26 protein-coding genes are annotated in these 25,993 nt (G+C 69.7%); 8 read left to right on the forward strand and 18 right to left on the reverse strand.

Annotation, left to right across the window (positions count from 1 at the left end):
* Positions 1 to 37: 37 nt before the first annotated feature.
* The 4 genes from PI246_RS15985 to PI246_RS16000 form a co-directional block, all read right to left on the reverse strand.
* Positions 38 to 757: a LytR/AlgR family response regulator transcription factor gene (locus PI246_RS15985; RefSeq protein ID WP_320552313.1), complete on the reverse strand. Its 720-nt coding sequence runs from the start codon at positions 755 to 757 to the stop codon at positions 38 to 40.
* Positions 757 to 1,836 carry a sensor histidine kinase gene (locus PI246_RS15990; RefSeq protein ID WP_320552314.1) on the reverse strand — a complete coding sequence of 360 codons (1,080 nt, stop codon included), beginning with the start codon at positions 1,834 to 1,836 and terminating at the stop codon, positions 757 to 759. The genes PI246_RS15985 and PI246_RS15990 overlap by 1 nt, the downstream gene beginning before the upstream one ends.
* 151 nt (positions 1,837 to 1,987) lie before the next feature.
* The gene (locus tag PI246_RS15995; protein ID WP_320552315.1) at positions 1,988 to 2,179 is read right to left on the reverse strand and encodes a hypothetical protein; all 192 of its coding nucleotides are present in this window, start codon (positions 2,177 to 2,179) and stop codon (positions 1,988 to 1,990) included.
* Positions 2,176 to 3,090, reverse strand: coding sequence for a LysR family transcriptional regulator (locus PI246_RS16000; protein WP_320552316.1), 915 nt, complete (start codon positions 3,088 to 3,090; stop codon positions 2,176 to 2,178). The genes PI246_RS15995 and PI246_RS16000 overlap by 4 nt, the downstream gene beginning before the upstream one ends.
* Before the next feature lie 104 nt (positions 3,091 to 3,194).
* On the opposite strand from PI246_RS16000, the gene PI246_RS16005 reads away from it, so the two are divergent.
* Positions 3,195 to 3,578 (forward strand): tautomerase family protein, encoded by a 384-nt coding sequence (locus PI246_RS16005; RefSeq protein WP_320552317.1) that lies wholly within the window; start codon positions 3,195 to 3,197, stop codon positions 3,576 to 3,578.
* 33 nt (positions 3,579 to 3,611) lie between these two features.
* Here the strand turns inward: PI246_RS16005 and PI246_RS16010 are convergent, their stop codons facing one another.
* From PI246_RS16010 to PI246_RS16060, 11 genes are all read right to left on the reverse strand, one after another.
* Entirely contained in the window at positions 3,612 to 4,247 is a 636-nt protein-coding gene (locus tag PI246_RS16010) for a GIY-YIG nuclease family protein (RefSeq protein WP_320552318.1), read from the reverse strand.
* The gene (locus tag PI246_RS16015) at positions 4,244 to 4,648 is read right to left on the reverse strand and encodes a hypothetical protein (protein ID WP_320552319.1); all 405 of its coding nucleotides are present in this window, start codon (positions 4,646 to 4,648) and stop codon (positions 4,244 to 4,246) included. Before PI246_RS16015 ends, PI246_RS16010 begins: the two co-directional genes overlap by 4 nt.
* Before the next feature lie 101 nt (positions 4,649 to 4,749).
* The gene (locus PI246_RS16020) at positions 4,750 to 5,040 is read right to left on the reverse strand and encodes a hypothetical protein (RefSeq protein WP_320552320.1); all 291 of its coding nucleotides are present in this window, start codon (positions 5,038 to 5,040) and stop codon (positions 4,750 to 4,752) included.
* 192 nt (positions 5,041 to 5,232) lie between these two features.
* A complete protein-coding gene (locus PI246_RS16025; protein ID WP_320552321.1) occupies positions 5,233 to 6,318 on the reverse strand; it encodes a glycosyltransferase family 9 protein in 1,086 nt (361 codons plus the stop codon).
* Complete coding sequence (locus tag PI246_RS16030) at positions 6,315 to 7,124, reverse strand: SDR family oxidoreductase (RefSeq protein ID WP_320552322.1); 810 nt, start codon at positions 7,122 to 7,124, stop codon at positions 6,315 to 6,317. The genes PI246_RS16025 and PI246_RS16030 overlap by 4 nt, the downstream gene beginning before the upstream one ends.
* A gap of 2 nt (positions 7,125 to 7,126) precedes the next feature.
* Positions 7,127 to 7,777, reverse strand: a complete 651-nt coding sequence (locus PI246_RS16035) for a tetratricopeptide repeat protein (protein ID WP_320552323.1) — start codon at positions 7,775 to 7,777, stop codon at positions 7,127 to 7,129.
* Positions 7,774 to 8,445, reverse strand: coding sequence for a TenA family transcriptional regulator (locus tag PI246_RS16040; RefSeq protein WP_320552324.1), 672 nt, complete (start codon positions 8,443 to 8,445; stop codon positions 7,774 to 7,776). The genes PI246_RS16035 and PI246_RS16040 overlap by 4 nt, the downstream gene beginning before the upstream one ends.
* Positions 8,432 to 9,922: an AMP-binding protein gene (locus tag PI246_RS16045; RefSeq protein ID WP_320552325.1), complete on the reverse strand. Its 1,491-nt coding sequence runs from the start codon at positions 9,920 to 9,922 to the stop codon at positions 8,432 to 8,434. Before PI246_RS16045 ends, PI246_RS16040 begins: the two co-directional genes overlap by 14 nt.
* On the reverse strand, positions 9,922 to 10,659 hold the full coding sequence (locus tag PI246_RS16050; RefSeq protein WP_320552326.1) for a thermostable hemolysin: 738 nt from the start codon (positions 10,657 to 10,659) through the stop codon (positions 9,922 to 9,924). The genes PI246_RS16045 and PI246_RS16050 overlap by 1 nt, the downstream gene beginning before the upstream one ends.
* A gap of 160 nt (positions 10,660 to 10,819) precedes the next feature.
* Complete coding sequence (locus PI246_RS16055; RefSeq protein ID WP_320552327.1) at positions 10,820 to 11,311, reverse strand: type 2 periplasmic-binding domain-containing protein; 492 nt, start codon at positions 11,309 to 11,311, stop codon at positions 10,820 to 10,822.
* A gap of 3 nt (positions 11,312 to 11,314) precedes the next feature.
* Positions 11,315 to 12,415, reverse strand: coding sequence for a hypothetical protein (locus tag PI246_RS16060; RefSeq protein WP_320552328.1), 1,101 nt, complete (start codon positions 12,413 to 12,415; stop codon positions 11,315 to 11,317).
* A 98-nt stretch (positions 12,416 to 12,513) separates the two neighbouring features.
* Between PI246_RS16060 and PI246_RS16065 the strand changes: the two genes are divergently transcribed.
* From PI246_RS16065 to PI246_RS16085, 5 genes are all read left to right on the forward strand, one after another.
* Positions 12,514 to 14,283, forward strand: coding sequence for a sensor histidine kinase (locus PI246_RS16065; protein WP_320552329.1), 1,770 nt, complete (start codon positions 12,514 to 12,516; stop codon positions 14,281 to 14,283).
* Complete coding sequence (locus PI246_RS16070; protein ID WP_320552330.1) at positions 14,280 to 15,659, forward strand: sigma-54-dependent transcriptional regulator; 1,380 nt, start codon at positions 14,280 to 14,282, stop codon at positions 15,657 to 15,659. Before PI246_RS16065 ends, PI246_RS16070 begins: the two co-directional genes overlap by 4 nt.
* Positions 15,660 to 15,750: 91 nt before the next feature.
* Positions 15,751 to 16,764: a two-component system sensor histidine kinase NtrB gene (locus PI246_RS16075; protein WP_320552331.1), complete on the forward strand. Its 1,014-nt coding sequence runs from the start codon at positions 15,751 to 15,753 to the stop codon at positions 16,762 to 16,764.
* Positions 16,757 to 18,136 (forward strand): nitrogen regulation protein NR(I), encoded by a 1,380-nt coding sequence (gene ntrC / locus PI246_RS16080; RefSeq protein WP_320552332.1) that lies wholly within the window; start codon positions 16,757 to 16,759, stop codon positions 18,134 to 18,136. Before PI246_RS16075 ends, ntrC begins: the two co-directional genes overlap by 8 nt.
* 10 nt (positions 18,137 to 18,146) lie before the next feature.
* Positions 18,147 to 18,602 carry a GNAT family N-acetyltransferase gene (locus PI246_RS16085; protein ID WP_320552333.1) on the forward strand — a complete coding sequence of 152 codons (456 nt, stop codon included), beginning with the start codon at positions 18,147 to 18,149 and terminating at the stop codon, positions 18,600 to 18,602.
* A 20-nt stretch (positions 18,603 to 18,622) separates the two neighbouring features.
* On the opposite strand, the gene PI246_RS16090 is transcribed toward PI246_RS16085, so the two are convergent.
* Both PI246_RS16090 and PI246_RS16095 read right to left on the reverse strand, forming a co-directional pair.
* The gene (locus tag PI246_RS16090; RefSeq protein WP_320552334.1) at positions 18,623 to 20,782 is read right to left on the reverse strand and encodes a putative bifunctional diguanylate cyclase/phosphodiesterase; all 2,160 of its coding nucleotides are present in this window, start codon (positions 20,780 to 20,782) and stop codon (positions 18,623 to 18,625) included.
* Between the two features lie 78 nt (positions 20,783 to 20,860).
* A complete protein-coding gene (locus tag PI246_RS16095; RefSeq protein ID WP_320552335.1) occupies positions 20,861 to 21,988 on the reverse strand; it encodes a hypothetical protein in 1,128 nt (375 codons plus the stop codon).
* Positions 21,989 to 22,182: 194 nt separating this feature from the next.
* Between PI246_RS16095 and PI246_RS16100 the strand changes: the two genes are divergently transcribed.
* Together PI246_RS16100 and PI246_RS16105 are read left to right on the forward strand one after the other, a co-directional pair.
* The gene (locus tag PI246_RS16100; RefSeq protein WP_320552336.1) at positions 22,183 to 23,469 is read left to right on the forward strand and encodes an acetyl-CoA C-acetyltransferase; all 1,287 of its coding nucleotides are present in this window, start codon (positions 22,183 to 22,185) and stop codon (positions 23,467 to 23,469) included.
* Between the two features lie 43 nt (positions 23,470 to 23,512).
* A complete protein-coding gene (locus tag PI246_RS16105; RefSeq protein WP_320552337.1) occupies positions 23,513 to 24,025 on the forward strand; it encodes an energy transducer TonB in 513 nt (170 codons plus the stop codon).
* 24 nt (positions 24,026 to 24,049) lie between these two features.
* Here the strand turns inward: PI246_RS16105 and PI246_RS16110 are convergent, their stop codons facing one another.
* The gene (locus tag PI246_RS16110) at positions 24,050 to 25,984 is read right to left on the reverse strand and encodes a phospholipase D-like domain-containing protein (protein ID WP_320552338.1); all 1,935 of its coding nucleotides are present in this window, start codon (positions 25,982 to 25,984) and stop codon (positions 24,050 to 24,052) included.
* Positions 25,985 to 25,993 lie beyond the last annotated feature (9 nt).

Consider the following 25,993-nt stretch of genomic DNA (forward strand, 5'->3'; position numbering starts at 1 on the left):
GCGCGTTCGGATGCCACGATAGCGGCGGCCCGTCGCCTCACAGTCCCAGCGCCGCGCGCAGGCCGTCGACGTAGGAGCGGCTGGCGCGCACCAGCGTGCCGTCGTGCAGGCGCACCATGCAGTCGCGATTGGACAGCGCCTCCAGCTCGGCCACGCGATCCAGGCGCACGATGGTGGAGCGATGGATGCGCACGAACCGGCGCCCGTCGAGCGCCTGTTCGATCTGTTGCATCGTCTGTCGCACGAGGTGGGTCTTCGCACCCACGTGCAGCCCCACGTAATCGCCGCTGGCTTCGATCCACTCGACGTCGTCGACGCGCACCACGACGTCGCGATGCCCGATACGCGCGGTGAAGCACCTCACGGGTGCGGCCTGGGCCGCGTCGACGACCGGTGCGCCGCCCAGGCGCATCCGCACCCGTGCGAGCGCTTCCTCGAAGCGGCCGTCGTCGATCGGCTTGAGCAGGTAGTCCACGGCGGCGGCTTCGAACGCGCGCAGCGCGTACTGGTCGTAGGCGGTGAGCATCACCGCCAGCGGCCGGCTTGCCGGTGGCAGGCGGTCGAGCAGGTCGAAGCCGCTGATGCCGGGCATGCGCACGTCGAGAAACGCCACGTCGACGGGCGTGTCCCGCAGCAGGGCAAGCGCGCTCTCGCCATCGCCGCACTCCCGCACCCATGCGATGTCGGCGTGGCGTGCCAGGCGCAGGCAGACGCCGCGACGCGAGAGCGGTTCGTCGTCGACCACGAGCACGCGCATCACACGGTTTCCCGCGGGGCGGCGGCCTGGAACGGCATCACGATCTCGACCCGGCAGCCCCCTTGGGCGGCAAGGTCGAGATCCACGTGCTGCCGATCGCCATAGAGCCGCGACAGGCGTTCGCGCACGTTGGCTAGGCCGATGGCCTGGCCAACGCCGCGTGGCTCAGTCGGCGGGCCGTCGTTGGTCACGACGATGCGCAGCCGCTCGCCGTCACGCGACACCTGCACGCCCAGCCGTCCCGGCTCGCGCAGGCGTGCGATGCCGTGGCGGATGGCGTTTTCCACCAGCGGCTGGATCAGCAGGCTGGGCACGCGGGCGCGCAGCACGTCCGGCCCCGCCTTCACGTCGAGGCCCAGACGATCGCCCAGCCGCACTTTCTCGATATCGAGGTAGAGCTGCGTGGTCGCCAGTTCGTCCGCGAGGCTCACCTCGTGGAGGTGGCCGCTCTCCAGGGTGGCGCGCAGCAGGTCGCCGAGGGTGGAGAGCATGCGCGTGGCGTCGTCGTTGCGGCGTTCGGTCACCAGCGCCGAGATCGCGTTGAGCGTGTTGAAGAGGAAGTGCGGATGCATCTGGTAGCGCAGGGCGCGCAGCTCGGCGTCGCGGGCCAGCCCTTCGGCCTCGCGCACGCGCTCGCGCGCCGCCCGCAGTTCGTGCGCGTGGGCGACCACCGCGTGGATCGCGCAGAAGGCGATCAGCGCCAGCCAGCAGCCGTCGAGCCCGCTGAGGTTGCGTGCCCAGGTGAAGTTCGGCGTTCGCCCCCAATGCATCGACAGCACCTGGGCCAGCACGTTGTTGACGATCGAGCACGCGTAGGTCGCCGCGAGCATGACGGCGACGAGCGCCCACGCGGGGACCTTGCGCCACAGGTGCCGTTGCACGATGGCGATGGGCACGCTCCAGGCGAGGTACGTCAGCGCGAACAGCACCCGGAACGCCGCGGCATGGTCGTCGGCGAGCTCCGGCAGGCCCATGATCGCCATGCACAGCACGATGGGCGATCCGGCCAGGACGATCATCCACACGGGCAATCGCGCGTCCGGCGGATGGCGTGCGGCAAGGGCGGCGGTGGCGGTCATGGCCGCATGCTAACCGCTGGTGCGCAAGGGACGCGCGCAATGGGGTCGCCTGTCATCGATGCCTCCGTCGTGGACCGAAAGCAGAGCAGGGCATGCCGCCAAGGGACACGACGACGCGACGGACCGTGTCATGCGCGCGACGAGCGGGTGTTCAGGCGCGCACGGGGCGATATCGGGTGCTGCGTCCGCCACCGGGGAGGCGTTCCACGACGCCCTTGTCGAGCAGATCGGCGAGGTGGCGCGTGGCGGTGGCTTTGGAGACCCGTGCGACCGACTGGTATTGCGATGCACTGATCCCGTGCGCGAAGTCCCCATCGAGCAGGCGGTGTCGTATTCGACTCACGTGCCAGCATCGGCTCCGGCATGGGTCGCCGTCCATGACGTCGGCAGGCCTTCCCGCAGGGCTTGCTCGATGATCGCTTCCAGGTGGCGGACGATCGGCGACGGATCGCGGTCGGCGCGATACAGGGCGAGGCCGAGCGCGGGAAGCACGGGCAGGCCGTGGGCCGCCGGATCGAGCGGGCGCACCGAGGCGGGCAGGCCGACGGGCGTGCGCAGCGCCGTGCCGAGCCCGGCCGCGGTGGCGGCCCAGAGGCCGCCGAGGCTGGGCGTGACGAAGGCGATGCGCCATGCCCGGCCTTGGCGATCGAGCTGCTCGCAGGCGAGGGTCCGCAGCACGCAGGGTGCCTCCAGGGCGACCAGCGGCAGCGGCTCGTCGAGAGGGTATGGGGTGTCGACGCTTGCCGATCCCAGCCAGTGCAGGGGGACCGACGCGATACGACGTCCCCCGGTGGGTTCGAAGTCCCACGCCAGCACGAGGTCAAGGTGACCGTCGGCCAGCCGGTCCAGCAGCTCCGTATTGCGGGCGATGCGTCCTTCGATCCGTACCCGGGGGTGCGCCCGGGCGAACCGGCCCAGTACATCGGGCAGCAACGTCTCACCGAAGTCTTCCTGCAGGCCGAGGCGGATCCAGCCCTCCAGCGACACGCCACGCACGGCGCTGATCGCCTCGTCGTTGAGTTCGAGCAGGCGGCGCGCGTAAGACAGCAAGGCCTCGCCGCCGTCGGTCAACGACAGGCCTCGTCCCGCCTTGCGGAACAACGGCACGCCGGCCTGCGCCTCCAGCTTTTTCAGTTGCGCGCTCACCGCCGAGGTCGACCGGTGGAGGCGCTCGGCGGCACGGGTAAACGAACCGGCGTCGACACCGGTGACGAAGCCGCGCAGGGCATCGAGATCGAACTGGGTGGGTCGCATGATGATCCTGCTTTTCAGGATGATCCATCCTGAAGAATCCGATAGTCAGGATGATGGTGACGGTCGATAGTGACGCCCGTCAATCACCCAACGGAGTTTCGACCATGCCTTTCACCCGCATCAGCCTGCACGCCGGCAAATCGCCCGACTACCACCGCGCCATCGCCGACGCGCTGGACCGCGCGCTCGTGGAGGATTTCGAGGTGCCGGAGACCGACCGGTTCACCCTGTTCCACCCGCACCCGCCGGGCGACCTCATCTTCGACCGGACCTACCGGGGCGGCCCCCGCTCGGACGACTTCGTGCTGTTCCACGTCACCACGGGCCGGACGCGCACCGCCGCCACCAAGGCACGCTTCTTCAAGGGGCTGGTCGACCGGCTGGCCGTGTCGCCGGGCATCCGCCCCGAAGACGTCATGGTGGTGATCGCCAACTCGGCCCTGGAAGACTGGTCGTTCGCGTCCGGTGTGTCCGAGGCGCAGGGGTGACCGGCTGACGTACCCGCCGTACGCAAATCCCGCCTACCGGGCGAGCATCGCGTGGCGTTGTTCGTACCAACGCACGACGTCGTCGGGGAGCAGGTCGCGTGCGCGGATACCGACCGCGTCGTAGCGTTCGATGGCCAGGGCGAGGGTGGCCTCGAGCCGTCCGGCGGGGACACCGTAGACCTGCGCTTCGGCGATAGCGTCATACAGGCGCGCGGCCCAGTCGTAGACGCGGTCGGCATGATCGCTGAGCCGATCGGCGAGCCATGGACGCAGCGGCGCGATCACCGCATGGCCGCCATCCGCGGCGAGCGTGCGAGCCAGCGTAGCGGCCTCCGGCTCCACGCCCTCAAACCATTCGGTGTAACCCGCCGCCGCGTCGCGCACTTCGAGCGGCGCCACGGTGTGTGCCTCGGCGAAACGCCGGTGCAACGCGCGTTCGATGGCCCGCGCGTCGGCGACGGTGTCCACGGCCACCAGCAGGCCGCGGTCGAGATCGAAGAAGGCGTGGAAGCGCCGGTGGAGATCCATGAACCGCTTGAGCGGATCGCGCGCGAAGCCGAGTTTCACCCGATCGTGGTCACGGCAGGGCAGCACGTAGACGAACGCCCTGCCTCGCGAGGCAAACCGCGGCAGCGGCGCGTCAGCCCATTCGCCGGACGCTGCGTTCAAGGGGCCTTGCGTGGCGGCGCGTAGGGCACGAACGGCCCGAGGATCACAAAGCCGCGATAGCCACGGGTGTAACGGTCGATCAGGTCGACGCTGTCCATCTCGCAGAGCTGCGACCCGAACGTGCGGGTCACGAGGATGTCGTCGTCGTCGAGCGAGCTCGCGCCCGACTTCAGCTGGTTGACGTACCAGGTGTTACCCACGCGATAGGCGATGGTGGTCTTGTCGACGATCTGCGTATTGCTGCCCTGAAACAGGCTGATACAGCGCTGCGGGGTGCCCGCGACGCGGCCCTGGGTGATCCGGGCCAGGGAAGCGGCGGGATCGTCCTTCGCGGCCCACGCGGGACCGGCGAGGACGGCGGCCAGGGCGAGGGCGGGCAGGAAGCGCGTGGACAGGCTCATGGCGACAGACGCACGACGAGGAGGGGATGAGTGTAGAACGTCCCACGGCGTCGCGCGTTGTCATGACGGTGGCCGCGCGATCGCGGCCACCGTCATGCCGCTTACTTGGCGTCGGGAACGAGGTTGGCGAGCTTGCCCTTCTTGTCGAACTGGCAGGTGAAGTTCTTCTTGCCATCGATGCCCGCGTCGGCCGTGCCCGCGATCGCATAACCCGAGTCGGCTGCCTGGAGCGGCTGCAACTGGATGTAGTCGTTCTTGACGTCGAACTTCTTCGCCGCCGCGTCGAGGCAGCGATTGGTCAACTTGCCCGGGTCGGGCCGGTCGGACGCGGCGGCGCCGGTGGCGACGGCGAGACCGAGCGAGGCGGCAAGAATCAGGGCGGAATGGCGCATGGTTCTATCTCCGTACGGGGCACTGGGGCCGGGGGGACGTTGCGAGCGGGAGTCTGCCTAGCGATGCCTTGCGGCACGATGAATCGAGGGTTTTCGCCATGGTGTCGTCAACGCGGTGTGAGGACGCTACTGCGCCGGCCCGACCACGGTTTCCGTGGCAGAGCGCTGCGGCGAAAGGGCGGTCGATCGTCGTTACATGAGCATCGCGCGGGCGATCTCGGCCCGTTGCGGCGACGCCATGACCCCGCCACGGACGGGTCGCGGCGCGCTGGTCTCGGGGGCGACGCGTTGGAGCAGGGCTATCCAGTCCAGTACGCGACGCGCGGTGTCGCGGCCGTTGGCGTCGCCGGTGTGGATACCGGTGTTGCCGTGGCCGTAGGGGATGTAGACGTCCAGCACGGTGGCGCGGAACAGGCCGATCGTCGGCACCCCCGCCGCGACGGCCAGGTGCATCACGCCGCAGTCGGCGGTGATGAACACGTCCAGCGCGGCCAGCACGGCGGCCATGCGGCGGATGTCGGACGAGTAATAGCCGGGCCAGCGGGTGCCCAGCATCGACGTGCCATGGGCGGGGATGAGTTCGAGCGTTCGCGCCGTGGGCAACGCCGGGCCCAGGGTGCCCATGAACTCCGCCCACCACGGCGCACCGTAGCGCTTGCTGCCGGTGGCGTTACCGAAGATGCCGATGCGCAAGCCGGGCTCGTCACCGTTCGCCGGGGGAATCAGGGCGTCGACCACCCGGCGGCCTTCGGCCTTCTCCGCGCCGCTGAGGAACAGCCTGAGCGGCGGATGCGCGCGCGAGGTGTCGACCCCGGCCGCCCAGCGCACGAGGTTCACCGGTCGCTGCGCCATGTGCGCGCCCGCGATGGCGGTGGGCGCGGCGTGGGTGAGCACGTTGGTGGGCACGTCGCTGAAGCCAAGCTTGTAGCGCGCGGGCACCAGGCGGGTAAGCGTGCGGGAGAAGCCCGAGCGCAGCACCGGGTCGACGATCATGTCGTATCGGGTACGGCGTATCTTGCCGAGGGTGCGCAGGAACGCGATCGGGTGCTTGAAGCCGCGCCGCGGCAGGCAGAACACCTGGCGCACGTTGAACCAGTCCTCGAACACGTCGTGCGCGATGTCGCCTTCGCTGACGATGTCCACCTCCGCGCCCGGATAAAGCTGCCGCAGTTCGTCGATGAGCGGCGTCAGCAGCAGCGTATTGCCCAGGCGGTGGTTGGGTCGGCAGACAAGGATGCGATAGATGCCTGCCCTCGGCAGCGGTTGCGACGCGGTCATACGGTGCTCCTCGCGTGGCGGGCGAGGTCGGGCAGCACTTTCCTCAGCGCGTTGTCGACCATCGACGGCAGCACGCCGTTGATGCGGGCGAACAGGCTTTCGGGGAAGCCGAGGTAGGCCTCGCTGCGTTCGCGTTCGATCGCCCGGACGATGCTCGATGCCACCCACGCGGGCTCGTCCATGTGCATCATTTTCTTTTCCGCCATGAGGTGCACCGCCGGCGGGTTGAACGCCGTGCGCACGGCGCGCGGCGCGACATAGGTGACGCCGACGCCGGTGCCGTCGAGTTCGCGGCGCAGCGCCTGCGAAAAACCGCGCAGGGCGAACTTGCTGGCGGAGTAGGCGGCGAAGCCCGCGTAGCCGATGCTGCCGAAGGTCGAGCCGACGTTGACGATGCGTCCCGTGCCGCGATCAAGCAGGTCCGGCAGCACCTCGCGGACCATCTGCATCGGCGCCTCGACGTTGACCTGCAACGCCCGGGTGATCATCGCGGGATCCACCTCGTCGAAGAAGCGGAAGTCGAGCACGCCGGCGAGGTTGATCAGCACGTCGAGGCCGCCATAGGCCTGCGTCATGCGCGCCACCGCCGCGCGCCGGGCGGCCGCGTCGGTCAGGTCGGCCTGGATCACGACGGCGTCCATGCGTTGCGTGGCGACGAGGTGTTCGAGGCTGGCCACGGAGGCGTCGGTGCGGCCGAGCAGGCCCAGCCGTGCGCCGCGGGAGGCGAGTTCGCGGGCCAGCTCGCGGCCGATGCCGCCAGCCGCGCCGGTCAGGAGGATGCGTTGTGCGCGAAGGGAGAGGCTCATGGTCAGCGATCCGCGTGGATGGTGTCGATCAGCGTGCGCACCTGCGCCTGGCGCCCCTTGTCGGCGAGCGCCTGGTCGGGGCGGGGCGGGGCGGCGAGCGCCTTGTTCAGGTGCGCGAGGGCGCCGTTGCGGTCGCCGGTGCGGTAGAGGAAGTCGGCGTAGAAGTAATTCGCGTCGAGGCCGTCGGGGTCGATCTGCAAGGCTTTCTCGAGCAGTTCGCGCGCCTTGTCCTTGTCGCCGAAACCCACCGGCCATCCAGGCACCTGGTAATACAGGCTGCCGAGCGTCGTGTAGACCGACCCGTGCAGCACGTCGGGCTGGATCGCCTGGGCCTGCTGGAGCAGGTCACGCGCCCGCTTGGCCATGCCCAGCGCGCCGAGGCCGCCATGCTCGCCGGCATGCGTGGAAAGGATGATCGCCTCCCACACCCGTGGTTCGGCACGCTGCGGGTACTGCGCGGCCAGCGCCGCGCCACGCGCTTCGAGCGCGGTATAGGCGTCGTCCTGTTGCGCCTTGGGCAACGCATAGGTGACGCGCGACCAGTCCTGGGCGAGCGTGCGCAGGGACGTATCCAGGTCGTCCGCGCAGGCCATCGCCGGCAGGGCGGCGAGGCACGCGGCAGCGAGGAGGGCGGTGAACGGGCGCGATGTCATGGCGTGTCTCCCTGGGCGGTGACGGCGTCGATCTGGCGGAAGATGTCGCCGTAGAGGTCGTAGAAGCGGTTCGCGGCGTGGATGAGCGCGGCGCGGTCGTCGTCATCGGTCAGCCGGTCGACCAGGCGTTCGTAGAAGCCGACGTGCTGCACGTCGAGCGCGCCGTGCGAGGCGAGGTAGCGGAACGCGGTCTTGGGCAGGCCGAGCGCGGTCTGCAACGCGCCCGCCGCGCGGGTGGCGAGCGCGGCGCTCACGCCTTCCAGCACGAACACCATGCCCAGGAACGACACCGGGTTGCCACGCGCGATGCCGTCGTGGGCGTAGGCGATCATCATCTCGGTGGCGTGCATCGGCGCGGCTTGCCGATAGTGCTCTGCATCCGCACCGCACGCGGTGAGGTCGTCGAGGATCCATGCGTCGTGGCCGATCTCTTCCTCGATGTATTCCGCCACCGCGGGCATCATCCAGCGCAGCCGCTCGGGCAGGTGGTAGCCCATGCCCATCATCAGCGGCACGGTCTGGCGCACATGCTGGTAGGCCTGGCTGAGGAAGACGACGTATTCGTGCCGGGTCACCTCGCCACGCAGCGCGCGCTGGATGATCGGGATGGAAAGAAACCGTTGGCGGCTCGCGTCGGTGTCGCGGACAAGTCGGTCATGCGTGGACATGCGCGTGCTCTCTTTGGTGGATGGCGGCGAGGACGCCGGCGTAGCGGTGGGCGATCACCGGCCGGTCGAGCGCACCGCCGGGGCGTGCCTGTCCGTTGCCGGCGTGGAAGGGTTCGTCGGCCAGGCACCACGCGCGCAGCCGCGCATAATCGGGAAGCCGTGCGTTGGCCGCCGCGATCGCGGCGCCCACCTGTTCGGCCGACGCGCCGGGCATCGGCACCACGACGGCCACGTTGTAATCGAGACCTTCGCCGAACACCGCGGCCTGGAGTACCGCGCGCGTGGCGACGACCTCGCTCTCCACCCATTCCGGCGACACGTTGCGGCCGTACGCGGTGGCGAAGGCAGCCTTCTTGCGGCCGGTGACGTAGAGAAAGCCGTCGGCGTCCATCCAGCCGAGGTCGCCGGTGTGCCACGCCGTTGGGCGCGGTTCGTACGTGCCGAGGTAGCCGCCGGTGAGCGACCCCGCGACCACGATCTCGCCGTCGTCGGCGATGCGCACGCGCACGTGTGGCAGGGGCTTGCCTACGCTGCCGGGGCGGTCGTCGCCCGGCCGGTTCATGCTGACCACCGACGTCGCCTCGGAGAGGCCGTAACCTTCGTAGACAGGGATGCCCATGGCCCGCGCGCGCAGCACGAGCGGTTCGGAACAGGGTGCACCGCCGACGGCGACGAAGCGCAGCGAGGGCGGCAACGGCGCGCCCGCTTGGGCGGCTTCGACCACCAGCTTCAGCAACTGTGGCACGAGGATCGTCGCGGTGGGCGCGAAACGATGGAAGGCGGCGAGGAACGGGCCCGGGTCGACGCGGCTGGAGCCGCTGAACCCGCACGCCTCCAGCGGCGGCACGAAGGCGGTGGCGCCACGGCTCAGCGGCACGTAGAGGCCGCCGATGTTGGCCAGCAGCGTCGACAGCGGCAGCACGGTGAGGCTGCGGTCCGACGGCTGGGCCGACACCGCATCCGCGAGCGACTGCGTCACCGCGTCCAGCGCCTCGTGCGTGACGCACACGCCCTTCGGCTGGCCGGTGGTGCCGGAGGTGTAGGTGATCTTGCCGGTGTCGAACGGCAGCGTGCGCCGCGGCGGCGCATCGAGCGTGTAGAGGTGCAGTTCGACGTCCGCGACGCGGATCGCCAGGTGGTAGGTGGCGCCGTCCGGCAGCGCGCTGCCCGGTGCGCGGTCGCTGATGAGGAGGTCCGGTGCCGCATCGGCGAACAGGTGTGCCACCTGCGACGCGGTGAAGAAGGTCGGCACGGGAATGGCTACCACGCCGCACGCGGCGATGGCCAGATCGACCACCGCCCAGGCGATGCCGTTGTCCATCATCACCGCGATCCGCTCGCCGCCGATGCGCGCGCCCAGGGCGTCGATGGCCCGGTGCAGCTCGCGGTAGGTCAACGTACGGCGGCCGTCGTTGAGGGCGACCTGGTGCGGCGCCGTGAGCGCGTGGCGCAGGATCTGCTTGATCACGGTGCGCATCAGCCGATCCCCCCGCTCAGGGCACGCGAGGGCGCGTCGGGGTCCGCGCATTCGCGGCTGGCCGACATCAGCGCACGCAGGCGCGGTTGGGCTGTGCCGATGTGCCGGTGCAGCTTGCGATGGCCGGATTCCACGTTGCCCACGCAGACCACCGGCCGGGTGCGGTAGTAATCGCCCCACTGGCTGCCGCCGTCCGCCAGGCGCGAGGCCTGGGCGGGTGCCAGTTCGATCGGATGCAGGCCCAGGCGCCGGAACGCATTGACCAGGGCGCGCGTGGCCGTGAACAACACCCACCGGTAACCGCTCGCGTGCAGGTGTTGCGTGGTGGCGGCGATCACCCAGCGCGCGTCGCCCGCGTTCTCCAGCGCCAGATGACCCACCTCGACCAGTTCGTGACGGGCGATGTGTGCGCCCACGCGCTCGGCGATCAGCCGCTGGGCCGCGTCGGCGAGGTATTGCTCGGAAAACAGAGGGCCGTGGTCGCCGCCCCGGAAGCCGACCACGGCGCGATGCCGCGCGTGGTCGCCGAAGCTCAGCAGCGTGGGGTGGAAGCGCTCGACGGTGGCGCCATACCGGCGGGCGAACACCTGGCGGACGAAGGCCTCGGCGCGCTCGCGTTCCGCGCTCGCGCTCGACAGCACGCGGACCTGCACCGGTTGGCGCAGCTCGGCGAGCAGGGGTTCCACCGCGTCGACGACGCACGGATCGGACGGAGAGGGCGGCAGCGGCTGGGGCATGGGGCATCGCTCGCGAGGGGTGGGTAAGCCCTCTTGAGCGAGATTCGTGCCAGCGGCGCAAGTCTATGAAAGTGTTTCAAATAACGGCGTTTTTACGCCCGTTTCCCGGGCGCCGTTCTTTGCAGTGCGCAGCGATTGTCTGCAAAAAACGTAGGATCGCTCAGGGCGCCGCGTGGCCTGCGCAGGGGTCGGGCGCACCGCCGGTGAGCGGCCAGGGCAGGGCGAGCACCACGTGCACGCTCGCATCCACGTGGCACGAGGCCACATAGCCCACCGCACCGGGCGTGGTCGCCACGAAGCGCACCACGGCATCCTCCGAGCCGAGCACGTAGGGCGGGCTGACGCCCTGGAAGTATTGCTGGTCCCAGTACGCCTGCATGCGCTCGTCCGACATCCGCACGATCGTGCGCGCGAACGCCTCGCGCAGCGGCGACCCGGCCGGCAGGTTTACCGGCGTGAGCTTCACCCCGTCGGCGTCGACGAAGATGCGCTTGAGGTAGACGTTGCGCAGCACGTCCTTGTCGAAGGTCAGGCGCGGCGCACCGGGTGCCGTGATGACCACCAGCTGGAGCGACGCGGCGGTCGCCGGTCCGCCGGTGAGCACCAGCAGGCCGAGGGCGGCGATCCGTACGAGGAGACGACCGTGTCGCATGGCTCAGAACAGCACCGACACCGAGGCCAGCCAGCCGCCGGGCACGATGTCGCCGCCGTGGCCGTTGCGATGCTCCAGCTTGAGCACGAGCCCGGGGATGGGTCGGTAATTGAGCGCTTCGGTGCGCACCACCGTCGTCGTTTCCGGCGACGAGGTGTGATAGCGCTCCACGCGACCGATCAGGTAGAGCCTCGGCGCGATCGGCACGCCCGCCTCGACAAACCCGCCCCGCTCGCTCGACAGGGGCGACGCGCCGGTGCGGTAGATGGCTTCGCCGGTCAGTTCGAGATAACGCGTGGTCCAGGTGAAGTCGATGCCGGTGAGCTGGTAATCGTGTCGCGGCGCGTCCAGCTGGTAGCTGACGTACGACGCACCCACGGCGAGGCTGTCGCCGGCCAGGTGATAGAGCACGCGGCCGCCCAGGGCGTGGCGAAAGTTGTTGCGCGGGCTGCGGTCGCCCGTGTAGTCGGTGAACGCGTCGTCCGCGTCCTCGCCGATGCCCAGCGTCTTGCTGTCGTCGGCGAACACCCAGTAGTCGAGGTCGTTGCCCCGGACGCTCGTCGTGCCGAAGGCCATCGCGCCGGTCGCGTGGCGGGCGAACGCCGCCGACGTGGAGAGCGGCCGCGACACCGTCCAGGTGAGCGGGTCGGCGTGCACGAGGTTCCATTCGCCGATGGGCGTGAGGAACTTGCCCAGGCGCAGCGTCACGGCCGGTGTCGCGTGGAAATCGGCATACAGGCGCTCCACGTCGACCTTCGCCTCGCCGCCCTCCTTCTCCGCGCCGGTCACGTTCACGGTGCGCGAGGTGGCCACCTCGGTGAAGAGTTGCCAGCGGGTGCCGAGGTCCTTGGTGAGAAACAGGCTGACGTCGCGCAGGCTCGACGTGGTGCGCGAGCCGTCCAGGTCGAACAGGTGCACGTCGGCGTAGCCGCCCACGCGCAGGCCGAGCCCCGGGAAATACAGGCCCTGGCCCAGCGTGTACGGGGCGGGCTGCCAGGTCCCCGTGGCGTTGGCGTCGTCCGCCCAGGTGGGCGAGACGGCGCACAGCGCCGCGGCGAAGGCGACCACGCCGAGGCTCGGGAGACGACGCGGATGCCAGCTCATGGGCTTACCTTCAGGGACGAACGCGGACCGGCGAAGGATGGCATAACCCGCGCCCGATTCTGCGACACTGACGGCGGCATTCGACACGCTGACCCGCCTTGACGACCCGATCGGCCCTCTTCCGCCTCCTGTTCTGGACCATGCTCGGCACGATGACGGTCGTGGGCGCGCTGTCGTTCTTCCAGTTCCGCGGGGCCCTGCAAGCGGAGATCGGCGACAACCTCCGCTTCGGCGCCACGGCGATGATGCAGCGCATCGACACCTTCCTGTTCGCCCACGTGGAGAACATGCGCGTGTGGCGCGGCATCGAGGTGATGCAGGACATCCGCGTGAAGGACGTCGACAAGCGCCTGTCCAACTTCCTCGCCAACCTGCGCGCCGGGCAGGACACCGTCTACGACGTGCTCTATTGCACCGACACCCAGGGCCACATCGTGGCCGCGAGCGATGCCGCGTCCATCGGCGGGCAGGCGCCGGTGCTGTCGGACTGGCGGGTGGTACCCGGCGAGGGGTTCGACAACGTATCCGTCGCGCTGGCGCCGGGCGACAACGGCCCGCGCGCCGTCGTGCTGCGCAGCCCCATCCCCAACGCCTTCGGCGTCGGCCCCATCGGCTACCTCTACGCCGTGCTCGACTGGCGGGCCGTGCAGGATCTCCTCGACGCGGCCGTCAACCACGGCACCCGCAGCCTCCTGCTGACCGACCCCACCGGGCGCGTGCTCGGCGCGTCGGCCGCCCTGCGTTCGCGGCCCGTGCTGGCCCGCCTGCGTCTGGACCATTGGCGCCTGCCGGCGTCGGGCGCGGCGTCCTACGTGCAGACCGGCGACGCCCTCGGCGACGGCGACCTCCTCGTCGGCGTGGCTACCTCGGCGGGCTATCCGCCGTTCCAGGGCCTGGGCTGGCACACCCTGATGATCGAGCCGACCACCGTCTCGTTCGGGCCGATCTGGGCGCTGCTGTGGTCGATGGTCGGCGTGCTGCTCGTCACCCTGCTCACCGGCCTGTGGATCGCATCACGGCTGGCCGACCGCATCGCCTCGCCCATCGTCACGCTCACCGTGTTCACCCGGCGCTTCCGCCAGGGCCAGACCGAACCGCCCGCGCTGCCGTCGGGGGCCACCGCCGAGGTCGACGAGCTGCATCACGCCTACACCGACATGATCCACGCGCTGGAGCAGTCGCGCGAGCAGATCGTGCGCGCCGGCAAGCTCGCGGTGGTCGGCGAGATGGCGGCGATCATGGCGCACGAGGTGCGCACGCCCATGGGCATCCTGCGCAGTTCGGCGCAGCTGCTGCAACGCCAGGGCGATCTGGACGAGCGGCAGCGCGAACTGATCGGCTTCATCTTCAGCGAAACCGAACGGCTCAACCGCCTCGTCACCCTGCTGCTGGAATGCGCGCGCCCCAACCCGCCCGACATCATGTCGCACGATCTGGTCGAACTCGTCGACGGCGTGATCGCATTGCTGGCGCCGCGGGCGGAGCGGGCGAACGTGTCGCTTACCCGTGCCGCCGAAGACGGCGAGGTGATCCTGCGCTGCGACCGCGAGCAGATGATGCAGGTGTTCCTCAACCTCATCCTCAACGCGTTGTCGTTCGTGCCCGAGGGTGGGCGCGTGCGCATCAGCACCCATCGCGACGACGACGCTTTGTGGGTCAGCGTCTCCGACGACGGCCCCGGCGTGCCGGTGGAACTGCGCCAGCGCATCTTCGATCCGTTCTTCAGCCGGCGCGAAGGCGGCATCGGCCTGGGCCTCACCATCGTGCAGCAGATCGTACAGGCCCACGGCGGCACGCTGTCGGTCGGTGAAAGCGCGTGGGGCGGCGCTTCTTTCAATCTGCGCTTCGAGAGCGACGAACCGGCATGACGACGAAACGGATACTGGTGGTCGACAACGAGGCGAAGATGCGCCGCATCCTCGAATTGTCGCTCAAGGCCATGGGCCACGAGGTGGCGCAGGCCGCCGACGGCCAGGAAGCCCTCGGCATGATCGACGCCGGCGCCTTCGACCTCGTGCTGACCGACCTGCGCATGCCGCGCCTGGACGGCATCGGCTTGCTCACCGCGCTGCGTGACGCCGACAACGACGTGCCGGTGATCGTGATGACGGCCTACGGCACCATCGAGACCGCCGTCGCCGCGATGAAGGTGGGCGCGGCCGACTACATCATCCGGCCGTTCGAGATGGAGACCATCGAGATGGCGGTCACCCGCGCGCTGACCATGCAGGTCGTGCAGCGCGAAAACCGCTTCCTCAAGGAAGAAGTCTCGCGTGGCTGGGGCGACTTCATCGGCACCAGCGCGCCCATGCAGGCCCTTTACGACCTGCTGCGCCAGGCCGCGCCGGCACGCAGCAGCATCTTCATCGTGGGCGAAACGGGCACGGGCAAGGAACTCGTGGCCCGCGCCGTGCACGTGGCGTCGGGCCGGCGTGGCCTGTTCGTGCCGATCAACTGCGCGGCGATCCCCGCCGAGCTACTGGAGAGCGAGCTGTTCGGTCACGTCAAGGGCGCCTTCACCGGCGCCGTGCGCGACCGCATCGGCAAGTGCGAACTCGCCAGTGGCGGCACGCTGTTCCTCGACGAGATCACCGAGATGCCTGCGCCGTTGCAGGCCAAGCTGTTGCGCGTGTTGCAGGAAGGCGTCATCGAAAAGGTGGGCGGCAACGCCGCCACGCCGGTAGACCTGCGCGTGGTCGCCGCGACCAACCGCGATCCCCAGCAATCGGTCGACGCGGGCGTACTCCGGCGCGACCTCTATTTCCGCCTCAACGTCGTGCGCGTCGACGTGCCCCTGTTACGCGATCGCCGGGGCGACATCCCGTTGCTCGTGGACTACTTCGTGCACAAGTACGCGCTGGAACTCAGCCGCCCCGCCCCCACCCTCTCGCCCGAGGCATTGGCGGTGCTGGAGGCGTATCCGTGGCCGGGCAACGTGCGCGAGCTGGAAAACCTCGTCGAGCGCGCGATGGTGTTGTGCCGAGGGGACACGATCACGGTGGACCACTTACCGGCCGAACTGGCCCCCTCGCGCACGGTAGCTGTATCGGTCCCGCCGTCGCCGACCTCGCCCCCGGTCGACACCGACGATCTCGCCTTGCGTCCCCACATCGATGAACTGGAACGGCGTTTGATCGTGCAGGCGTTGGAAAAGGCAGGGCAGAACAAGTCCGCCGCCGCGCGGTTGCTGGAGATCAGCGAGCGGGCGCTCTGGTACAAGATCAAGCGGCATGGGTTGAGTTGAGGGACGTGCGGGTCGAACGATGCTGCCTTGTCCAAGAGTGCACTGCACGCAGTTGATTGTCAGCGGTAGACAGCTGCCCTAAATTGGCGCAATGCCCGCCCCAACCCCGAACGACCTGTTGACCCTGCTCGGCACCGGCCTGGCCCTCGCCGGGCAGGACGGCCGTATCCAATGGATCAACCCGGCGCTCGGCGAGGCCCTTGACGTCGGTCCGCGCTCGGCGGTCGGCCAGGACATCGACGCCCTCATGCGCGGTGCCGGCCTCGCCGCACATCTCGACCGGGTGCGCGCGGAGCATCGGGGGTTCCACCTGCGTGCCGTGACCCTCGGGTTGGCGCGGGGCCGCGAGTTGCTGGCCGACCTGCTGCTCCAGCCGCTGGACGACGGCCGGGTGATGGTGGAAGTCCACCCGCTCGCGACCGACCTGCATGCGGGTACCACGCCTCTGTCCGCCACGCTGCGTGGCTTCGCCCATGAGGTGAAGAACCCGCTGGCGGGGTTGCGCGGCGCGGCGCAGTTGCTGCAACGGCGCGTGCGCGACGACGACCTGCGGGGACTGGCGGCGATGGTGATCGCCGAGGCCGACCGGCTGGCGGCGCTGGCCGACGGGTTGCTGCGTCATGGCGGTTCGGCGCGCATCGCGCCGGTGAACGTGCACGAATTGCTCGAGCGGCTGGAGCAACTGCTGCTCGCCGAGCCCGATCCTTTGCAACTGCGGCACGACTACGACCCGAGCCTGCCCGACACGCGCGGCGACGGCGACCGGTTGTTGCAGGTGCTGCTCAACCTGGCCCGCAATGCCCGCGAAGCGGGCGCGTCGTCGCTGGTGCTGCGCACGCGGGTCGAGCACGGTGCGCGATTGGGCGAGCGCACCGTGCGCGCGGCGCTGCGTGTCGACGTCGTGGACGACGGACGCGGCGTGGCCGACGCGCTGCGCGATGCGCTGTTCCAGCCGCTGGTCTCCGGACGCCCGGACGGCAGTGGCCTCGGGTTGGCGCTGTCGCGCGAGATCGCGCTGGAGCATGGCGGCGACCTGCGTTACGTGAGTCGTCCGGGCGAGACCGTGTTCTCCCTTTACCTGCCGATGGAGCGCGCGCATGAGTGACATCTGGATTGCCGACGACGATCGCGGCGTGCGCTTCGTGCTGGCCGAGGCCCTGCGTGATGCGGGGCATGCCGTGCGTGAGTTCAGCGCGGGCGATGCGGTGCGGGCGGCGCTGCAGGACGCACGCCCCGCGCTGCTCGTGACCGATGTGCGCATGCCCGGCGAGGACGGCCTGGCGTTGTTGCAGGATCTCACCCGGCGCAACATCGGCCCGGTGATCGTGATGAGCGCCTTTACCGATGTGGCGACCACGGCGGCGGCGTACCGCGCGGGCGCGGCGGATTACCTCGCCAAGCCGTTCGATCTCGACCACGCGGTGGCGACGGTGGAACGCGCGCTGGCGGCGTCGCGCGAAGCCGTGGTGGTGCCGGAGCTGCACCGCGACGGCAGCGGCCTGCTCGGCGAAAGCGCCGCGATGCGCGAGGTGTTCCGGCTGATCGGCCGCGTGGCGGCCAGCGACCTCAACGTGCTGATCACCGGCGAGACCGGCACCGGCAAGGAACTGGTCGCGCGTGCGCTGCACGAGGAAAGCGCGCGCAGCGGCAAGCCCTACGTGGCCCTGAACACGGCGGCGATTCCCTCCGAACTGCTCGAGAGTGAACTGTTCGGGCATGAGGCCGGCGCGTTCACCGGCGCGACGCGACGCCATGTCGGTCGCTTCGAACAGGCCGAGGGCGGCACGCTGTTTCTCGACGAGATCGGCGACATGCCGGTGGCCTTGCAGACACGCCTGCTGCGCGTGTTGTCGGGGGGCGAGTTCTACCGGGTGGGCGGTCGCGAGCCGCTGCGCGGCAACGTGCGCATCGTCGCGGCCACGCACCAGGATCTCGACGCGCGTGTCGCCTCGGGCCAGTTCCGGGCCGACCTGAAACACCGTCTCGACGTGGTGCGCATCGCTTTGCCGCCGCTGCGCGAGCGGCGTGGCGACGTGCCGATGCTGGCGCGGCACTTTCTCGCCCACGCCGCGGCCGAACTCCACCTGCCGGCCAAGCGGTTCTCCCGTGGCGCCATGAAGCTGATCGAGCAGCGCGACTACCCGGGCAACGTGCGCGAGCTGGAAAACCTGTGCCGCCGCCTCGCGGTGATCGCCCCGGGCAGCGAAATCCTCGCCTCCGACCTCGGCGGGCTGCCCGGCCGCGAATCCCGCGGCACCGAGTGGACCGACGCGTTGCGCGCCTGGGCGCACGAGGCGCTGAGCCACGGCGAGCCGGACATCCACGCGCGCGCGCGCGAGGCACTGGACAAGACGCTGCTCGAAGTGGCCCTGGTCGCCAACGACGGCCACCGCCAGCACGCGGCCGCCGCGCTCGGCGTGGGCCGCAACACCCTCACCCGCAAACTCGGCGCGTCGCGCACGCGCCGCTCACCGTGACGGAGCCCGCATGACGCTGCAGATCCGCGCCGCCCGCGTCGACGACGCCGACGACATCGCCCGCTGGAACCTCGCCATGGCGTGGGAAACCGAAGGCAAACGGCTCGATCCGGAGACCCTCGCCCGAGGGGTGCGTGCCGTGTTCGCGGAGCCGCGCCGCGGGATCTACCTCGTGGCGGAGCAGGCAGGGGTGCCGGTGGGGTGCCTGATGATCACCTACGAGTGGAGCGACTGGCGCTGCGGCGACTTCTGGTGGATCCAGAGCGTCTACGTGGCGCCCGACGCCCGGCGAGGTGGTGTGTTTCGCGCGCTCTACGCCGAGGTGACGTCCATGGCCGAGCGCGCGGGCGCGGTCGGCGTGCGGCTTTACGTCGAAACCGGGAACGCGCGCGCGCAGGCGACCTACGCGGGGCTCGGCATGGCGCGTTGCCACTACGCGATGTACGAGGCGATGCGGGTGCCCTGATCGGACGTGGCGGGCGGTGCTCAGTCCGCGACGTGGATCGGGTCGCCCAGGTCGACCTCGGCGATACGCGCTTCGAAGTCTTTCGCCGACGTGGCCTTGCCGAAGAGAAAACCCTGCATCTGCGAGCAGCCGGCCTCGCCGAGGAACTGCGCCTGCTCTTGGCTTTCCACGCCTTCGGCGAGCACCTGCTTGTTCAGGCCACGGCCCATGGTGATGATCGCGCTGACGATGGCGGCGCTGTCGTTGTCCCAGGCCACGTCGCGGATGAAGGTGCGGTCGATCTTGAGCACGTCGACGGGGAAGTGCTTCAGGTACGACAGACTGCAATAGCCCGTGCCGAAGTCGTCGAGGCTGAGCGTGACGCCCAGCGACTTCACGCGCTTGAGCAGGTCGACGATGTGATCGCCGCCTTCCATGACGGTGCGCTCGGTCAGCTCGAGTTCGAGCAGGGTGGGATGCAGGCCCGTGTCGGCGAGAATGCCGCGCAACGCATCGAAGAAACGCGTGTGCTGGAACTGCAACGCGGAGACGTTCACCGACACGGTGAGCGGCCGGTAGAGCCGTGACCACGCCTCGGCCTGGCGGCAGGCTTCGCGCAGGGCCCACTCGCCGATGGGCACGATCAGGCCGCAGTCTTCCGCCACGGGGATGAACTGCTCGGGCGAGTAGACGTCCTGGCCGTCGACCTGCCAACGCAGCAAGGCCTCCGCACCCACCACGCTGCCCAGCTCCACGTCCACCTTCGGTTGGTAGTGCAGGATCAGCTCGTTGCGGGCGAGCGCCTTGCGCAGTTCGAGCTCGATGCGCAGCCGCGCGGTGTTGCGCTCGTTCATGGCGGGGTTGAAGAAACGGTAGCCGTTGCGGCCCTGCATCTTCGCTTCGTACATCGCGGTGTCGGCATGCCGCAACAGCGACTCGGCGACGCGCGCGTCGTCCGGATACAGGCTGATGCCGATGCTGAAACTGATCGCGAGCGCCGAGGCATCCACGCCCACCGCCTGGCGGCAGGCCTCCAGCACCTGCTCGGCCACCGCGGCCGCGTCGTGCGCCGCCTCGATGTGCGGCAGCAACACCACGAATTCGTCGCCGCCCAGGCGGCTCACGGTGTCGTCCGGGCGCACGGCGGCGCGGATGCGCCGGGCCACTTCCTGCAGCAGGGCGTCGCCGGCGGCGTGGCCCATGCTGTCGTTGATCTGCTTGAAGTGGTCGATGTCGACGAAGAGCAGGGCGGCGCGCTGGTTGCGCCGCGACGCCACGGTGATGGCGAACTCCATGCGTGATTGCAGCAGCGTGCGGTTGGGCAGGCCGGTCAGGGTGTCGTGGTGGGCGAGGTGGGCCATCTTCAGTGCGAGGGCGCGCGTCTCGCTCACGTCGTGGAACACCATCACGCCGCCGACCACGTTGCCCGCGTAGTCGTGGATCGGCGCGGCCGAATCCTCGATCGGGCTGTCGAAGCCGTTGCGGTGCAGGAGGATGGCGTCGGTGGCGATACCCACGATGGTGTTTTTCGCCACCGCCGTGCCCAGCGGATTGGCGAGGGGGCGGCGGGTCACCGCGTCGCGCAGCTGGAAGACCTCGTCCATCGGACGGCCCACCGCTTCGTGACCCGACCAGCCGGTCATCGCCTCGGCGATCGGATTGATCGAGGTGATGACCAGATCGGTGTCCGTGGTGATCACCGCGTCGCCGATGGACTTGAGCGTCACCTCGGCCAGTTCGCGTTCGCGAAACAGGGCGTCTTCGAACGCCTTGCGCTCGGTGATGTCCTGCACCTGCGAGATGAAGTAGAGCGGCTCGCCGTGATCGTCGCGTACCAGGGCCACGGTGAGCAGCGCATGCACCACGTGCCCGTCGCGGCGGACGTAGCGTTTCTCCATGTGGAACGACACGCGCTCGCCCGACAGCAGCGACTGTGTCAGCTCGAGATCGGCGGCGAGATCGTCCGGATGCGTGACCTCCTGGAAACCTGACGTGAGCAATTCGCTTTCGGCGTAGCCGAAGATCTCGCACAGCGCGGGGTTGACCTGCAGCCATCGCCCGTCGAGCGCGGCGATCGCCATGCCGATCGCCGCGTGGCGGAAGGCGAGCTCGAAACGGCGCTCGCTTTCTTTCAGTCGCGATTCCAGGCTGCGCTCGGTCGCGCCGTTCGTGGCCTTCGAGGGAGGGACCTGCGGATGCATGGGACGGCCGACGGAGCGATGGCGCTCACTCTAACCGTCCCGCCGGTCGCCGTACATTGGGCGAACGGCCTAAAATCGTCAGTGCAGGGCGGGCGCCGGTGCCGTCAGGTGGTATGCCGCGTCGAGCATCACCCGTCCCAGCGCGTGCACTTCGGCGGCGGCGCCGTAGCGTTCGGCCAGCGCGTCGAGCAAGGGACCGAGCGCGTCGGGCGCCAGGGGATAGCCGTGCGCAAGAATTCGCGCCTTGCCCGGCACCGGTTGGGCGACGGTGATCGCAGCCATGCCCAGGCCCGGCGCCTCGTGGGCGAACAGGGTGGCGCCGGGGAGGGTGGGGTCGGCATCGGCGAGATGCTCGATGAGAAAGGCCTCATCGCGGCGGGCGTCGCCGTCGAGTTGCAGCGGCACCCGATGCGCGTCGAGCAGGGCGGCGTACTGGCGCAATTCGAACAGCGTGCCCGCCAGTTCGTGCGCGGGGCGATCGCCGCGCGTGCCCGATTGGGCAAACCACTGAGCCGGCCCGGGCAGGGTGACCTTGCCCTGCGCATAGCGCAACGGCAGGCCGCGCGAACCGAGCGCGGTTTCTTCCTTGTAGGGCGTGAGCAGGGCCGCTTCGAGCATCGTCCACATCGGCGCGAGGTTGACGTGTTCGTACTGCACGCACGTCAGCGCGATGAGGTCGTCGCGGCTGAGGTAGCGGGCGTGCTCCAGGCGCATGCCGAGGGTGCGCATGAGGAAATCCGCCGTGCGCTCGCCCGCTTCGCCCCGTCCGACCAGTTCGGTTTCGATGGCGGTGGCGAGGTCGTCGGCCTGTTCGGCCGGCGCGAGCAGCATCCACGGGATCAGGCGCATCGGGCCCCCGGCGTAGCGCGCGTCGGGCACCAGCGGCTGCGCGGGCATGTGCCCCTCGTGGGTGCCGAAGGCCACCACGCCACCGGCCGTGGTCACGCGCGGGATGCGCCGGGCCAGTTCGTCGAGCGTGGCGAACACGGGAAACCCGGGGCGCAGGATCTCCACGCCGTCGAACAGCGCGCCGGCCACGGCGAAGCGAGCGGCCTCCACCCCCGGCAGCAGGGCGCGCAGGTCGGCGGCCATGAGGTCGGCCAGGGCCTGGGCCTCGTCACGGGTGAGCTCGAGGCGATCGGGCGCGTCGCCCTCGGCCAGTTCCAGCGCCAAAACGGCCGGGAAGGCGATCAACGGCTCGGTCACGAGGGGGATTCCACAACGGCAGGGGAACGTGATTCTACCATCGTGGCCGCAAAGGCTTTCGCCCGGGGCGGATGCGGGTTAGCCTTGCCGACACGCGTTTCGTCGGCGATCGTCGGCGTCCGTGACATCTTCGGCTTCGAACGGGCTTGCCCGGTCGGGCAAACCCCTTTCGGTTCCGGATAGTCCCTAAGAGCATGGAAAAGACGCAAAAGCGCGTGGGAGTGGTCGGCGGCGTCCGCATTCCCTTCTGCCGCAACAACACGGCCTACGCCGACGTCGGCAACTTCGGCATGTCGGTGAAGGTGCTGGGCTCGCTGGTCGAGAAATACGGCCTCCACGGCGTGGAACTGGGCGAAGTCGCGCTGGGCGCCGTGATCCGCCATTCCTCCGACTGGAACGTGGCCCGCGAGGCGGTGCTCTCGTCGGGGCTGGCGGCGACCACCCCGGGCATCACCACCGCGCGCGCCTGCGGCACCTCGCTCGACAACGCGATCCTCATCGCCAACAAGATCGCCACCGGGCAGATCGAGGCCGGCGTCGCGGGCGGGTCGGACACCACCAGCGACGTGCCCATCGTCTACGGCCAGAAGCTGCGCAAGCGCCTCCTGGCGCTGAACCGGGCCAAATCCCTCAAGGAGAAGTTCGCCGTCGCCACGCGCGGCTTCTCGCTGAAAGAACTCAAGCCCTCGTTCCCCGGCGTGGCCGAGCCGCGCACCGGCAAGTCCATGGGCGACCACTGCGAACTCATGGCGAAGCAGTGGCACATCGGCCGCGTCGAACAGGACCAACTCGCCCTGGCCAGCCACCACAAGCTCGCCGCCGCGTACGACGCGGGCTTCTTCGACGACCTCGTGGTGCCGTTCCGCGGCCTCAAACGCGACGGTTTCCTGCGTCCGGACAGCTCGCTCGACAAGCTAGCCGCGCTCAAGCCCGCGTTCGACAAGACCTCGGGCCAGGGCACGCTCACGGCGGGCAACGCCACCGGCCTGTCCGACGGCGCCGCCGCGGTGCTGTTGGCCAGCGACGAATGGGCGGCCGCCCGCGGCCTGTCGATCCAGGCCTACCTCACCCACGCCCAGGTGTCGGCGGTGGATTTCGTCCACGGCGAGGGGCTGCTCATGGCGCCGACCGTGGCCGTGCCGCGCATGCTCAAGCAGGCCGGGCTCACCCTGGGCGATTTCGACTTCTACGAGATCCACGAGGCGTTCGCCGCCCAGGTGTTGTGCACGCTGCGTGCATGGGAAAGCGACGACTATTGCCGCAACCGGCTGGGCCTGGACGGCCCGCTGGGATCGATCGACCCGTCGAAACTCAACGTCAACGGCTCCAGTCTCGCCACGGGACACCCGTTCGCGGCGACCGGCGCGCGCATCGTCGCCACCCTGGCGAAGATGCTCGAGCAGAAGGGGTCGGGCCGCGGCCTGATCTCGATCTGCACCGCGGGCGGCATGGGTGTGACGGCGATCCTCGAACGACCCTGATCCGTAAAGAGGGTGGCGTCCGCGCCGCCCGCGCAAGGCCCGCATGCTCGCACTTCGTACCAGCACCTCCCTCAGCGCCCTCGGCCTGGTGATCGGCATCGCCGGCACGAGCTGGCTCACCGCGCTCACGTACGAACGCGCGCCGGCCACCCGGCCGCTCGTGGACGTGGTGATGCCCTCGCTTGCGACGAAGCGGAGCGAACCCCGTCCGCCCGCGCCCGTTCGGGCCCCGTCCCGGCCCCGCCTGGAGGCATCACCGGCGCCGGTCGCCCAGGCCGAGGCGGCGCCCGAGCCGCTGCACCCGGTCTACATGCCCTCGCCCCGGTACCCGATGTCGGCGCTGCGCGCCCGTCGCGAAGGCCAGGTGGTGCTCAGCGTCACCGTCACGCCCGATGGCGACGTCACCGAGGTCGCCGTGGGCCGCTCCAGCGGCGATACCGACCTTGACCGCGCGGCCGAGGAGGCCGTGCGCCGCTGGCGCTTCGCCGCCGCGGACCGTCCGGCCCGCTTCACCGCCGAACTGCCGGTGCGCTTCGAACTCACCTCGACGATGTGATCGCACGCCGCGTCGCGTGGGAGCTCAAAGGATGCCCGAGGCTGACGAGCCGAACGCGGTGATCATGCGGGTGTAGATCAGCTTCAGCGAGACGTCCACCTCGGGGAAGTCGCCCACCGCCTCGTAGCATTCGTAAAACCGGGGATCGGTCCAGCGCATCGGGATGCAACCGGGCTTGAGCTCGTAGCTGGTCGCATAGCGGAACGGCCACAGGTCGAAGAAGGGCAGGCGTTCGGAGACGTCGCCGATGAACTCGTTGACCGACGACAGCACGGGGATCGTCTTGCGCCGCGGGCCGATGATCCACGCGTTGCCGGGCAGGGTGTCCTGCATGATCGAGCCGCGCAGCCGGTCGGCGAAGCGCTTGTCGTAGACGATGACGCCCGATTCGGTGTTGTAGTGGTCCGAGCGCGGATCGAAGTTGTGCGTGCCGACCATCGCGAAGGTGTCGTCCACCACGATCGACTTCGCGTGCAGGCCGAAGCGAACGCCTGCCGTCAGCAACGGCGCCGGCCGATGCCGCGCGCCGCGGCTGGCGCGGCTTCCCACCGCGAAGAAGCCCGAGGATTCCGACGGGCCGCCGCCGGGTGCGTAGGCGCCCCGTGAGCGGCCACGCGTCGAGCCCGAACCCGAACCGGCGAGCGCCGTGGGCGGCGGCGGTATCGCCACCTCGGTCGAGCGGCCTTCGAGGGCGTCCGGATCGGCGTTGGACGGATGGGGCTTGAGCTCGTAGATCTCGAAGCCGTAGTCGGTGAGGTAGCGCTTGCGATGCTTGTAGGACATCGCATACACCGCGAAGGCGTCGGTCGAGGCCAACGAGTTGGTCGAGACCACCACGCGGGGCGGATCGGGCCGCTCGTGCAGCGTGGCGAAAATCTTCTTCGCCGGACGGCTCATCACCAGGTAGGGCGTCTGCAGCACGACTTCTTTCTTCGCGTTGCGCACCAGCCCCATGATGTGCCGGGTGAGCGCGCGGGCTTCGCGGCGCTTGGGTTCGTCGGTCTTGCCCGGCATGTCGGAGAGGTATTCCACCCGGTTCAGGCGCAGGGTGGCGGCACCGATGTGTTCGGCCAGCCAGTCGGCGTCCTCCGACTCGGCGAGCAGGTTGGCGACGCGGTCGGGGTGCTCGTACACCGGGGGCGCCCACACGCGCTTGTCGTCGGTGTCGCCGACGATGGCGCGGTTGACGTCGCGCAGGTGGGTCAGCGGCACGGCGCGCTTGTGCTGCCAGAACTTCTCGAAGCTCTGGCTCATCGCCTTCGCGGCCGGTCCGCCCACCATGACGTCGCGATCGACGTAGTCGAAGGCGTCGTCCCAGTCGAAATAGCGGTCTTCGTAGTTGCGTCCGCCGGTGATGCCGATGAGGTCGTCCACCACCAGCAGCTTGTTGTGCATGCGCTGGTTGAAGTGGAAGAAGCAGCAGGCGATGCCGGCGGCGAACTCGATCGGCGTGGTACGCGCGCTCTGGAACGTTGGGTTGTAGAGGCGGATCTCCAGGTGGTCGCTGGCCCGGGCGAGGCCGGCGAGCACGTCGGGATCGCGGAACGAGAACAGCTGGTCGGCGAGGATGCGCACTCGCACCCCGCGACGCGCGGCGCGGATCAGCTCGTCGAGCACGAGCTTGCCTGCGTCGTCCATCTCCCAGATGTAGGTCTGTATGTCGATCTGGCTACGGGCCGCGCGGATCAGATTCACCCGCGCGGCGAGCGCGGACTCGCCGTCTTCCAGCAGCGTGGCCACGTGCACCGGGCGCGCCGCCGTCGACGCGGCATCGGCCTCGACGGCGGCCTCCCTGAGTGGCGACGGCTGCGCGCAGCGGTCGGCCTGTTGGCAGGTGGACTCGCGATCCACCGTCAGCGCCACCACGGCGTCCGCCCGCTGGATCCGCTTTTGCGACAGCGAACAGCCGCCGGCGGCCAGCGTGGTGGCGATCAACAGGAGCATGAGGAGGCGGCGCATGGCGGGGGA

Origin of the sequence: Luteibacter sahnii (genome assembly GCF_034063545.1) — a bacterium.
GTDB lineage: Bacteria > Pseudomonadota > Gammaproteobacteria > Xanthomonadales > Rhodanobacteraceae > Luteibacter > Luteibacter sahnii.

Bases quoted from the DNA above. Each gene is read 5' to 3' on its own strand.
- PI246_RS16110 (WP_320552338.1), bottom strand. From the start codon at position 25,984: ATGCGCCGCCTCCTCATGCTCCTGTTGATCGCCACCACGCTGGCCGCC.
- PI246_RS16020 (WP_320552320.1), bottom strand. From the start codon at position 5,040: ATGCGCCATTCCGCCCTGATTCTTGCCGCCTCGCTCGGTCTCGCCGTC.
- PI246_RS16085 (WP_320552333.1), top strand. From the start codon at position 18,147: ATGACGCTGCAGATCCGCGCCGCCCGCGTCGACGACGCCGACGACATC.
- PI246_RS16045 (WP_320552325.1), bottom strand. From the start codon at position 9,922: ATGCGCACCGTGATCAAGCAGATCCTGCGCCACGCGCTCACGGCGCCG.
- PI246_RS16055 (WP_320552327.1), bottom strand. From the start codon at position 11,311: ATGCGACACGGTCGTCTCCTCGTACGGATCGCCGCCCTCGGCCTGCTG.
- PI246_RS16025 (WP_320552321.1), bottom strand. From the start codon at position 6,318: ATGACCGCGTCGCAACCGCTGCCGAGGGCAGGCATCTATCGCATCCTT.
- PI246_RS16035 (WP_320552323.1), bottom strand. From the start codon at position 7,777: ATGACATCGCGCCCGTTCACCGCCCTCCTCGCTGCCGCGTGCCTCGCC.
- PI246_RS16060 (WP_320552328.1), bottom strand. From the start codon at position 12,415: ATGAGCTGGCATCCGCGTCGTCTCCCGAGCCTCGGCGTGGTCGCCTTC.
- PI246_RS16090 (WP_320552334.1), bottom strand. From the start codon at position 20,782: ATGCATCCGCAGGTCCCTCCCTCGAAGGCCACGAACGGCGCGACCGAG.
- PI246_RS16070 (WP_320552330.1), top strand. From the start codon at position 14,280: ATGACGACGAAACGGATACTGGTGGTCGACAACGAGGCGAAGATGCGC.
- PI246_RS16005 (WP_320552317.1), top strand. From the start codon at position 3,195: ATGCCTTTCACCCGCATCAGCCTGCACGCCGGCAAATCGCCCGACTAC.
- PI246_RS15990 (WP_320552314.1), bottom strand. From the start codon at position 1,836: ATGACCGCCACCGCCGCCCTTGCCGCACGCCATCCGCCGGACGCGCGA.
- PI246_RS15985 (WP_320552313.1), bottom strand. From the start codon at position 757: ATGCGCGTGCTCGTGGTCGACGACGAACCGCTCTCGCGTCGCGGCGTC.
- ntrC (WP_320552332.1), top strand. From the start codon at position 16,757: ATGAGTGACATCTGGATTGCCGACGACGATCGCGGCGTGCGCTTCGTG.
- PI246_RS16075 (WP_320552331.1), top strand. From the start codon at position 15,751: ATGCCCGCCCCAACCCCGAACGACCTGTTGACCCTGCTCGGCACCGGC.
- PI246_RS16050 (WP_320552326.1), bottom strand. From the start codon at position 10,659: ATGCCCCAGCCGCTGCCGCCCTCTCCGTCCGATCCGTGCGTCGTCGAC.
- PI246_RS16105 (WP_320552337.1), top strand. From the start codon at position 23,513: ATGCTCGCACTTCGTACCAGCACCTCCCTCAGCGCCCTCGGCCTGGTG.
- PI246_RS16030 (WP_320552322.1), bottom strand. From the start codon at position 7,124: ATGAGCCTCTCCCTTCGCGCACAACGCATCCTCCTGACCGGCGCGGCT.
- PI246_RS16015 (WP_320552319.1), bottom strand. From the start codon at position 4,648: ATGAGCCTGTCCACGCGCTTCCTGCCCGCCCTCGCCCTGGCCGCCGTC.
- PI246_RS16100 (WP_320552336.1), top strand. From the start codon at position 22,183: ATGGAAAAGACGCAAAAGCGCGTGGGAGTGGTCGGCGGCGTCCGCATT.
- PI246_RS16000 (WP_320552316.1), bottom strand. From the start codon at position 3,090: ATGCGACCCACCCAGTTCGATCTCGATGCCCTGCGCGGCTTCGTCACC.
- PI246_RS16040 (WP_320552324.1), bottom strand. From the start codon at position 8,445: ATGTCCACGCATGACCGACTTGTCCGCGACACCGACGCGAGCCGCCAA.